The following is an 11184-nucleotide window of genomic DNA, read 5'->3' on the forward strand; positions in this document are numbered from 1 at the left end:
TCCATCATGCGTGAGCCCACGTTCGAGAACGCCCTCGCCTTCGCGCAGGACCTGATCCGCATCCCGTCCCTCCCGGGACAGGAGGGCGCGGTCTCCGAGCGGGTCCGCGACGAGATGCAGGCGCTCGGGTTCGCCGACGTGCGCATCGACGAGCTGGGCAGCGTCGTGGGCGTGGTGCGGGGCCGGGGCGAGGCGCCGCCGGTCATGCTGTCCTGCCACCTGGACATCGTGGCCCCCGGGGATCCGGCGCAATGGGAGCACCCCCCCTACGGCGGCGTGGTGGAGGGCGGCTTCCTGCACGGGCGGGGCGCGATGGACATCAAGGGCCCGCTGGCGTTGCAGACGTATGCGGCCGCCATGCTTGCCGGCCAGGCGGCGGGAGACGTCATCGTCGCCCACACCGTCCTCGAGGAGCGGGGCGGGTGGGGCATGGAACACCTGATGAAGAGCGGGACGGTACGTCCCGCCGCGGTGATCATCGGCGAAGCCACCCATGGGGACATCGCGCTCGGTCACCGCGGGCGGGCCGAGGCGGAGGTGGTGCTGCGCGGCGTGGCCGGCCACGCGTCGGCGCCCGACCGCGCGCGCAACGCCCTCGATCTCCTGCCCGCCGCGCTCGCCGGGATCGGTGCGCTGGCCGAGGACGACCGCTCCGATCCCGTGCTCGGGCGCGCGACCGCGGTGGCCACCGGGGTGGAGGTCCGACCCGAGAGCCGCAACGTCATCCCCGACGAGGTGGTGGTGGTGGTGGACTGGCGGATCCTGCCGGGCTCGACGTCCGAGGCGCTCGTGGAGGCGCTCGAGACGGCCATCGCCCGGCACATGGGCCCCCTGCCGGACGGATTCGGCATCGACGTGCGCATGGCGCGCGAGCACCAGCGCACGTGGACGGGCGTGGAGCGGGACCGGCCCATGTTCACGCCGGGGTTCCTGGTCGACGCCGACCATCCGGTGGTGCGGGCCGCCGCCTCCGCTGCGGGACGCCGCAACGGCACGGGCGCGGCCCACGCCCGTCCGTGGGCGTTCGCCACGGATGGCGGCTGGACGTGTGGCGTGCACGGGATCCCCTCGTTCGGCTTCGCGCCCGGAGAGGAGCGCCATGCCCACACCAACACCGAGCGCCTCGACCTGGAGGAGGCACGCTGGGCGCTGGACCGCTATCCCCACATCGTGCAGGCCGTGCAGGCCGCGGTCGTCTGAGCGACCCGCCTGGGGCAGGGCCACATGGCCGCGGAGCGCCCGACCGAGAGACCGTGCGCCTGGCTGCGGCGCACTCCTGCGCGGCCGACGTGTTCGCGACGGTGGGGGATTGCCCCACATCGCTCACCGACAATCCTCTACACGTTTGACGCCAACCCCTGACCCCCGTAATCATACGGACCCCCTAGATTCGACGTGGGTCAGAACGGGAAGCTGCCCGATCCGGGTCTGATCCGACCGTAGCAACGACCGGGCTGGAGGGAGAAGGGTGGCGATGTCGAGTCGAATCGGGACTCTACGATGGCTGCTGATCTTCCCCGTTCTCGCTCTCTTCGCCGCTTGCGAGGAGAGCGTCGTCTTTCGGGACCGGGAGCTCTTCGAGACTCCCCCCGACGAGGCGGCGGGGTTCCTCGGCTACAGTGACATCGACAGCAAGCTGACCACCTGCGGCAACTGCCATGTGGGACAGCAGGCCCGTTGGGTGCAGACTGCGCACGCCGATGCCTGGGAAGGGTTGCAGGCCTCCGGCCATTCGCAGTCCTTCTGCGAAGGCTGTCATACCGTCAACGAGCTGGGCAACGCGGTCACCCAGCTGGCCGGCTTCAACGCCGCCCCGGAGGACCGCTACCACGACGTGCAGTGCGAGAGCTGCCACGGGCCCGGACTCACACACGTCCAGAACCCGGACGCCAGCCAGCCGCTCGCGTACATGGACGCCGATCTGACCGCGACGGTCGGATGCACGGAGTGCCACCAGGGCACGCACCATCCCTTCGCCGAGGAGTGGCAGCAGTCCAAGCACGCCGAGATCGTCGCATCGGCAGCCGACAATGCCGCCTGTACGTCCTGTCACAGCGGTGAAGGCGCCCTGAAGGCCTGGGGCATCGAGGTGGACTACATCGAGAAGGACCAGTTGGGACCGGGCAACCACCTGGCCATCACCTGCGCGGTGTGCCACGACCCCCACGGGTCGGTGAACGAAGGACAGCTGCGCTTCCCGGTGGACGTGGCGTCCGAGGAAGAGAACCTGTGCATGAAGTGCCACCACAAGCGCGGCGTGCCGGATCCCACCACGTTCCGGGGCCCGCACTCGCCCGAAGGACCCACGCTCCTGGGCGTGGCCGGGTGGTGGCCACCCAACCTCGAGTTCCCGGGCGGCTCGATCCGCGCGACGCACGGGTCGGAAGCCAATCCCAAGCTGTGCGCGAGCTGTCACGTGAACAGCTTCGACGTGACGGATCCGGATACCGGCGATCACGTGTTCACCGCGACCGGACACCTCTTCGAGGCGATCCCCTGCCTGGACGCCAACGGCGCTCCGGTGCCGGGCGGTGCCTGTGACGAGACCGAGCGTACGTTCGAGTCCTGCGCGACGTCGGGCTGCCATGGCACGGCCGAGGTGGCACGGGGGCTGAAGTTCACGGCCGAGCAGCGCATCGACAACCTGGCGAGCGCGCTGGAGGCCCTCGTGGCCCAGGTGCCGGCCTCCGAGTTTTCGACCACGGATGCGCGCTACACGGTGGGCGAGGGCGCGCGCTTCAACGCGGAGCTCGCGCGGGCGAGCGGTGCCGCTGTCCACAACCCGTTCCTGATCGAGGCGCTGCTCACGGCGTCCATCAACCAGGTGAGCGAGACCTACAGCCTCGCACCGCCCGCGATGGATCTCCGGAATCTGTTGAGCATCTCCGAGTAGCGGGTCGTTCGCGTCCTGCATGGCCCGACCGCGGTTCGTCCGGACTACGGACGGCCGCGGTCGTGCCATCCGGGCGCGGCTTCCGCTCGATCCCTTCCACGTCCCGTCCCTCTCCGAGCCGTGCTTCCGGTGCCACGCTTGCTCTCCCTGCGACGGCTCCTCTACGTTGGGCGCGGCCCTCAGGTGGTGATCTTCCCCGCGCCCCGGATGCCGCGACCCGACCTGTTCCTGCGCAGCGTGCTGCTCGGCGCAGCCGCTCTGATGACGGCGGCCGCGCCGCCGCCGCTGGTCGCCCAGATGGGGGTCGACTGCGCCCGCTGTCATGCGGACCCGGAATTCCTGGTGGGGAAGGGGGGCACGCCCGCCGAGGACGCCCTCCTCTACGTGCCCGATTCGCTCCTGCACGAGACCGTCCACGCCGAGCTGACGTGCACGGAATGCCACACCGCCTTCGACGATGCCTTTCCCCATCAGCCGTCCGCCTCCACGGCCACGTGCGGCTCGTGTCACGAGGATGCCGACGCGGGCTGGATGGCGTCCTCCCACGCGCGGGCCCTGGCCGAGGCGGAGGACGGCCCGGACTGTGCGGCGTGTCACGGCGTCCACGACGTGTTCGCCACGGATGACCGGCGCTCGCCGCTCCATCCCCTCAGCGAAGCGGCGCTCTGCGGGGAATGCCACGCCGACCCCGAGATCGTCGAGACGTACTTCGCGGACCCCGCCGATTCGATCGCCCGCGCAGCCGTCGACAGCTACCACGAGACCGTCCACGGGCTGGCCATCACGGAGGACGGGCTCAACGTCTCCGCCACCTGCAGCGACTGCCACCGCGGCCACCTGGTGCTCCCATCGGATTCGCTGCGCTCTTCCGTTTATCCGGACTCGATCCCCACGACGTGCGGTACCTGTCACGAAGGGGTGCTCGAGACCTTCTGGACCAGCGCCCATGGTACAGCCCTCCGCGAGGGGACCGAGTCGGAGGACGGACACTCCGCGCCCACGTGCACGACCTGTCATTCCTCGCACGAGATCGTCGCACCCGCCGAGGCGTGGAAAGCGGACGTGGTCGAGGAGTGCGGGACCTGCCACGAGCGGGCCTACGAGACCTACTTCCATACCCACCACGGCAAGGTCACCCGTCTGGGTTCCGAGCTCGCTGCCAAGTGCAGCGACTGCCATACTCCACACCGGAACCTGCCCGTCGACGATCCGGCGTCGTCCATCAGCCTGGTGAACCGACTCGATACCTGTGCCGAGTGCCACGCCGGTGCGTCCGCGGGCTTCGCTTCCTACTTCGTCCACGCGGACGACACCGACCGTGAAGCGTACCCGCAGGTGTATTGGCCGCGCCTGGCCATGACGCTGTTGCTCTGGGGGGTCTTCGCGTTCTTCGGGTTGCACTCCGTCCTCTGGTTGGGACGTAGCCTCATCGGATCCCCCGTTTCGGCCGAAGCGCCGGAGGGGCCCGGACCCGAGGGCGGGTCGTCACCGGAGGAGCCATCCGGGGGGAGAGAACCGTGAGTACCGGTACGGGCACCGGGCGCCCACTGTCGGCGTCGGATCGCGGTGCACCCCGCTACATCTGGCGCTTCACGCCGCTGCAGCGGGGGTTGCACCTCGTCGTGATCATCTCGTTCTTCGGGCTGGTGATGACGGGGCTGCCGCTCCACTTCAGCCACGAACCCTGGGCCGCATTCCTCGTCCGACTGCACGGCGGCGTGGAGACCGCCGCCATCCTGCACCGGATCTGCGCAGTGCTCACGTTCGGCTACTTCTTCGTGCACGTGGGGTCCCTGGTCCTCCGGCTGGTCAAGGGGCCGGATCGCACGTCCCTCTTCTGGGGACCCGAATCGATGGTGCCGCAGCCCAAGGACGTGCGGGACGTGGTGCAGATGTTCCGCTGGTTCGTGGGCCGCGCGGCCCCGCCCCGCTTCGATCGCTACAGCTACCTGGAGAAGTTCGACTACTGGGCGGTCTTCTGGGGGGTCGCCATCATCGGCGGCTCCGGGTTGCTGCTGTGGTTCCCGGAGTTCTTCGGCCGGTTCCTGCCGGGCTGGGCCTTCAACGTCGCGCTGATCCTGCACGGCCATGAGGCGCTTCTGGCGCTGTGCTTCATCTTCACGATCCACTTCTTCAACGGGCAGCTGCGCCCCGACAAGTTCCCACTCGACCTGGTCGTGTTCACCGGTCGGGCGACGGAGGAGTACACGCGCGAAGAGCACCCGCTCGAGTACGAGCGCCTGGAGACCGAGGGCAGGCTGGAGGCGCTGCGCGCGCCGCCGCCGCCGCGGCCGCTCTACGTGGGTGCCGCCGTCCTCGGGATCGTCGCCATCGTGCTCGGCCTCACGCTGGCCAGCCTCGTCGTGTGGGCCAGCTTGAAGTGACCGGTCCCGTGCGGCGTCCGGGACGTCGGCCGGGCGCCCTCGTGCTCGCCCTGATCCTCGGTGCGTGCGGCGGCTCCGAGCCGCCGAGCTCCGTCGACGGTGCCCACGCGGATCTCGCATGCGCTGGATGCCACGGGGAACCGCTGGCGGAGGGTGTCGTCGGCTTCGCCCGGGACGGGACCTGCGAGACATGCCACGGGCCTTCCGGTCTCCCGTCCTCCGTGCGGATGGCAGGGGTCGGCTTCCGCCATCTGGACCATCCCGGCCTGGAGGCGGGTGCAGACGCCTCCTGCGGGACATGCCACACGCACCCGGACGGAACCTCCGACCTGGACGTTCGCACGGACGCCTGCGTGCTGTGCCACGCGGAGCCCCAGCCCACCGGTCCGCAGCGCTTCGTGCTCGAGCCGGACGGCTGCCAGGAATGTCATGCGGAACCTACCCACGTGGCGTTCGCCAGCACCGGTACGCCGATCGACCACGCCACGGTCCTCGAGAACGACATCCCCTGCCTGCAGTGCCACTACGATGTCACGGCCGGGAGCGGTGGGCTCGCCGAGGACGCCTGCCGCTCCTGTCACGGTCCGCCGGGCGCCGCCGTACGCCTGACCGGAGGCGAGCCGCGGGACGCATCCACCGTGCACGACCAACATGCCGTGGACGGGGGACCGGCGTGCACCCGGTGTCACGAGGAGATCAGCCACTCGGTCGTGGGGGTGGCGAGCGCGCTGGAGCTGGAGTGCACGGCGTGCCACGTGGAGGGGGACCCGGCCCTGCGGCAGCCCGTGGATTCGACCGCCCATGTGGAGGACCAGCTCGTCTTCGCGGGCCTGTCCCCTTTCCACGAAGGGGCCCTTCCGGCCGTGAAGTTCCGCGCGCGCATCTCCTGCCAGGACTGCCACTCGGCGGCCGCGATGCAGGCGGCGCCTGACTCCCCGGCGCGGTTGAGCGCACTGCGGCAGGAGTGCGTCGCCTGCCACGGGAGCCGTTTCGCGGGCCTGCTGGACGAGTGGGTGGAGGGCATGCGCGCCAACACCCGGAGCGTCGGAGCGTACGTCGCGGGCCTGCACGGGGATCCGCGGATCGATGCGTCGCCGGACGCGGACTCGCTGCGCTCGGTGGCCGATTCGCTGTGGACACTCATCTCCGCCGGTCACGGCGTCCACAACATCGGCGGGGCGGACCGGATGCTGCGGGACGCGCTGGCCGACGCGGCGGAAGCCTCCCGCCGGGCCGGGCTCGTTCCCGCTCCGCTTCCCGACCTGGGTCCGGTCGCGGACGCCGCGAGCTGTGCGCGCTGCCACTACCGCCCCGGTCGTTCACACGAGCGCTTTCCGGAGCCGTTCGACCACCGGGCGCACGGTGGGGCCGAGGGCCTCGAGTGCGCGGACTGCCATACGCCCGCCTCGCTCTTCGTGGCCGAGGATCGGGTATTCGATCCCGACCACGGCGGCATCACACTCGCGGCGGGAGATTGCCTCTCATGCCATCACGCGGAGCCCGAGCTCGCGTGCGCGTCCTGTCATGTGGAGGGAGATGCCTTCCAGGATCCGCACACCACGCTGCTGCCGGTGACCATCGAGCGCGATCGGCAGACCCGCCCCAGACCGGTGGACTTCTCGCACCTCGCGCACGATGCGGTGGACTGCACCCGCTGTCACACCGGGGCGCCGCCTGCGCTGGCTCCCGCCGACTGTGCGTCCTGCCATGAAGAGCATCACGACGTCGAAGTCTCGGGCTGCACGTCCTGCCACGGGGCGACCGTGAAGGAGGCCCACACGGTGGCGGACCATCTCGACTGCGGTGCGTGTCACACGAACGCCACCCTGGCGGATCTGGGCGCGGCGGACCGGCGCTTCTGTCTGCAGTGCCATGCCGAGCAGGTGGACCACAAGCCCGAAGGCGAGTGCGCCTCCTGCCATCTGCTGCTGGAGCCGGCCGCAGCCATGCGCCGCATCCTGGCCGCGGAGGAGGCCCCGCCCCGATGACGCGTCGGCTCGGCGTGCGTTGCGCGGGAGCGCTCCTGCTCCTCTCCGGGGTCGGGATCCGCCCGGCTCCGGCAGCCGGGCAGGGGGTGGTCGGCACCGCCACCTCCATCGTGCGCTACGTCGGTCTGCAGCCGCTCGTGCTGGATTCCTTCGCCGTCTCGGACGCGATCCCGGGGCCCGACGGCGGCTTCGTGGTGGACGGGCGGCCCGTCTCCTGTGTGCCCGGCGTCATCTGCACGGCCTACGGTCTGGGACCGGGAAGCCACGCCGCGCTCGCATCGCAGGACGTCCGGCTCACCGCGTGGGGGCTGGGCCTGCCCGGTCTGAGCGCCACGGCCTTCATGAGGGGCCGGCAGCAGTTGGACGGCGGGTACGCCTGGCCCCGCGGCGACGATCCGTTCGATCTGCTGCTTGGCTATCTGCAGTGGAACCGGCCGGGGCTGCGCGTTCGCCTGGGCCGCCAGGAGACGCTGTCACCGCTGGGATTCGCGAGCTTCGACGGCGTCAGCCTCCTCCTGGCCCCGGGGGGTCGCTGGCGCGTGGAGGCCTTCGGGGGACGGAGCCTCGCCCGGGGCCTGCGTTCGCCCCGCAATGAAGCCCTGCAAGGGCTCGACGACTTCGTGCCGTTGAACGAGGCCTGGCTCTTCGGCGGGCTCGCCACGTTGGCACACCGTTCCGGCGCGTCGCTCACGCTGCGCTACCAACGCGAGGTGTGGTCGGATGGCTCCACGCTGCTGAACGAGCGTGCCTCCGCGGAGGTGCGTGCACCCCTCGGGGAACGCCTGGATCTCTCGGCCCAGGGCGACTGGGATCTCGGGCTCGATCGGGCAGGGAAGGCCTCGGCCTCGCTCCACGGCCGCGTGACCGGCTGGATGGATGCCGAGGTCCGTGTGCGTCGCTATGTGCCCTACTTCGACCTCTCGACGGTCTGGGGCTTCTTCGAGCCCGTGGGCTTCACAGAGATCACGGCGCGCGGCGAGGCGAGGGCGGGAGGGAACTGGTCGCTGTGGGCGGCGGCCGGCCGGCGGGGGTACGAGGATACCCGCACCGTGCGGGTCCTCGGTCCGGTGGGCGACGACGCCTGGACCGTCGATGCGGGATCGCGGTGGCGCCCGGACGAGCGCTGGAGCCTCCAGGCAGGGTATCGCCTCGAATGGGGTGCGGGCGCGTACCTGCAGTCGGGCGACGTGTCCGTCGCATACACCCCGTCGCGCCGGGCCGAGGTGACGCTGCACGGCTCGCTGTACCAGCAGCTCGAGGAGTTCCGCCTGGGCGACCGCCGCCTCGGGGGCGGAGGCGTCAGCACCGCCTTCCTGGTGGGGGAGCGCGTGCGTCTGCGGGGCGGCTGGGTGCACCATGCCGTGCTCGGGGCCACCCGGCCCGACGATCTCATCGGCCCCCAGACGCGGGCCTGGACCGCCCTGGAGGTGCGCCTGGGGCAGGATCCCGGCCTGAGCACCCGGAGGGCCCGATGAGGGGGCTGCGCGCGCTGTCCGCATGGATCGTCGCTGCCGCGGGAGCCGGTGGCCTCGCGGTGGGCGCCGCCGCGCAGGAGCCCCCGGAAGTCCCCTTCCCGCACGAAGAGCATGCGGGTCTGTTTCCGCTCTGCGCCTCCTGCCACGCGGGCGCGGAGGTGGCCGCGGGCAGCGTGGCGCTCTATCCCGAGCCGACGCGCTGTGCCCAATGCCATGACGGCGTGGACGAGGCGCGGGTGACGTGGGCCGCACCCTCGACGCCACCGAGCAACGTGCGCTTCGCCCATGGTGTGCACGAAGCGCGCGTGGAGACGGCCGGCGACAGCGCGCTGGCGTGCGCGACGTGCCATGCACCCCGGCCTGACGACGCCTGGGCCGTGCAACGCGCCGTCACGGATTCCTGCTGGACCTGTCACGCGCACCCGGCCACGGAGCACTACGCGGATGCGGAGTGCTCGACCTGCCACGTACCGCTGGCCGAGACCCGCTTTCCCGTGGCGCGCGTCGCGGCCCTTCCCGAGCCCCCCGACCACGACCGGCCCGACTTCCTGGCCGAGAGCCACGGCGCCGGACTGATCCCGGACGACCTCGCGCGCTGCGCGACGTGTCACACACAGGAGCGCTGCACGAGCTGCCATGTGCGGACGATCGAGCAGATCGCCGCGATGCCCGTCGCGTCCGCGACGCTCGAGCTGCCGCCGTTCGACGCCCACTACCCCACGCCGGCCAGCCATCTCGAACCCGGCTTCGCGTGGGCGCATGCGCCCGAACCGGATCTGGGGGCGACTGCGTGCGGGACGTGCCACACCCAGGACGACTGCACCAGTTGCCACGTCGCCCCGATTCCCGTTCCCGTGCAGCCGCTGCCGTCCCGATCCGCGACCCGCGCACCCGGCGTGGGCCTCGTGCGCGCCGAGCCCGACAGCCACCTGCGCCCCTTCTTCGCCACCGATCACGGTGCGCTGGCCGCCGGGTCACTCGCGTCCTGCAGCGGCTGCCACACCACCGAGACCTGCACGCAGTGCCACGACGCGCCGCGGTCGGGTGGGTTCCATCCATCGGCGTTCGCGGCCCGGCACGCGGCCGAGGCGTTCGGGGCCACGATGGACTGCGCGACCTGTCACAGCACCGAGGCGTTCTGCCGCGCCTGCCACGTGGAGGCGGGGCTCGGCTCGACGGGACGCCTGGGCCCGGGGTACCACGACGCGGAGCCGCTCTGGCTGCTGCGGCACGGACAACCGGCGCGGCAGGCGCTGGAGAGCTGCGCCGGTTGCCACCAGCAGCGCGATTGCCTGCAGTGCCATTCCACGACGGGCTCCTTCCAGGTGAGCCCGCACGGCCCGGACTTCGACGCTGACCGCGCCTGGGAGCGCTCCGCGCCGACGTGCCTGGCCTGCCACGTGGCCGATCCGCGGACCTTGCCGCGCTGAGCGACCCGGACGCAACGACGCCCCGCGGCCGGAGCCGCGGGGCGTCGGGTGCTCACGGTGGTGTCGGCGACCGCCTCAGCTCATGGGCACGGTCTGGAGGAGCTTCCCGTCCACACGCTCGAAGATCTCGTCGAGCGAGCGACCCGTGATCGTGAGGCCGTGGTTCTTCAGCCCCACCACCGCGCGTGCGGGATCGTCCGCCGTGCGTACGATGTCGGCGACGGCCTGGCCCAGCTCCCGGGTGCCGCACGGGTAGTTGAACTCGGTGGACGGCACGCCGTGCATCCAGGCGTGCACGTGGAGGATGGCCCCCACGTCCGGGTGCTCGCGGTAGATCATCCAGTGCTCGATGGCGTCCACCGACACGCGACGCGGCTCCACCCCGGGCGGAACCGACAACAGCATCGCGTTGCGCTCCGGGTCGTAGTCCTTCACCAGCAGGATGTCACGACCGATCACGCGCAGGTTGGACTTGTCCACCCCGCTCGCGCTCATCCAGAAGCGGGTCTCGTCCAGCCGAGCGCTCAGGTTGCCGTAGGAGAGGCCGCCCAGCCCGTAGAGACGCTTGAGGTGGCGGATGTCGCGCTCCGTCAGGTACTCGTGCATCGGGAACGGAGCGGGAAGCAGCTCCAGCTCGTTCAGGTGCTGGCCGGCGCGGTGGATGGACTCGGTGATCCCATCCCCGTTCCAGAGCGCCTCGGGCAGGTCCTCGTCGAAGACGTTGTCGATGACCAGACGGCTGGACGCCAGTGGCTCGATCCGACGGTAGACCTGCTCGAAGTACTGCGGCCGGTCACAGTTGCCCGCCACGACGTAGTGCCCCTGCTCCGGCGTGACGAAGTGGATGTCGGGGTCCTGGGCCTCTCCGTCCACCAGCGCGATGAACAGGTTGGACAGCGAGCGGATCAGCAGCGGATAGCCGTGGACCAGGTGGCTGTCGAACGGACCGTCCACGTCGGCGACCCCGGCCAGGAAGACCGCCTGGGCGCGCCGCCGGAAGGGACGGGGCTCGGC

General features: G+C 71.1%; 8 protein-coding genes. 7 read left to right on the forward strand and 1 reads right to left on the reverse strand.

Translation table 11 applies throughout. The features are described 5' to 3' along the window. Positions 1–6 precede the first annotated feature (6 nt). From R3E98_06470 to R3E98_06500, 7 genes are all read left to right on the forward strand, one after another. Complete coding sequence (locus tag R3E98_06470) at positions 7–1200, forward strand: M20/M25/M40 family metallo-hydrolase (protein MEZ4423031.1); 1194 nt, start codon at positions 7–9, stop codon at positions 1198–1200. Between the two features lie 274 nt (positions 1201–1474). Further along, positions 1475–2893, forward strand: coding sequence for a cytochrome c3 family protein (locus R3E98_06475; GenBank protein ID MEZ4423032.1), 1419 nt, complete (start codon positions 1475–1477; stop codon positions 2891–2893). A 129-nt stretch (positions 2894–3022) separates the two neighbouring features. Beyond that, on the forward strand, positions 3023–4414 hold the full coding sequence (locus R3E98_06480) for a cytochrome c3 family protein (protein ID MEZ4423033.1): 1392 nt from the start codon (positions 3023–3025) through the stop codon (positions 4412–4414). Continuing rightward, entirely contained in the window at positions 4411–5277 is an 867-nt protein-coding gene (locus R3E98_06485) for a hypothetical protein (GenBank protein MEZ4423034.1), read from the forward strand. Before R3E98_06480 ends, R3E98_06485 begins: the two co-directional genes overlap by 4 nt. Before the next feature lie 227 nt (positions 5278–5504). Beyond that, a complete protein-coding gene (locus R3E98_06490; protein MEZ4423035.1) occupies positions 5505–7265 on the forward strand; it encodes a cytochrome c3 family protein in 1761 nt (586 codons plus the stop codon). After that, the gene (locus R3E98_06495; GenBank protein ID MEZ4423036.1) at positions 7262–8740 is read left to right on the forward strand and encodes a hypothetical protein; all 1479 of its coding nucleotides are present in this window, start codon (positions 7262–7264) and stop codon (positions 8738–8740) included. Before R3E98_06490 ends, R3E98_06495 begins: the two co-directional genes overlap by 4 nt. Further along, positions 8737–10170, forward strand: coding sequence for a hypothetical protein (locus tag R3E98_06500; GenBank protein ID MEZ4423037.1), 1434 nt, complete (start codon positions 8737–8739; stop codon positions 10168–10170). Before R3E98_06495 ends, R3E98_06500 begins: the two co-directional genes overlap by 4 nt. Before the next feature lie 75 nt (positions 10171–10245). Here the strand turns inward: R3E98_06500 and R3E98_06505 are convergent. Beyond that, the coding region (locus R3E98_06505; GenBank protein MEZ4423038.1) for a class II aldolase/adducin family protein at positions 10246–11184 on the reverse strand (939 nt) is incomplete at its 5' end.

The sequence above is a fragment of the Gemmatimonadota bacterium genome (assembly GCA_041390125.1).
Classification (GTDB): Bacteria; Gemmatimonadota; Gemmatimonadetes; order Longimicrobiales; family Gaopeijiaceae; genus JAGQIF01.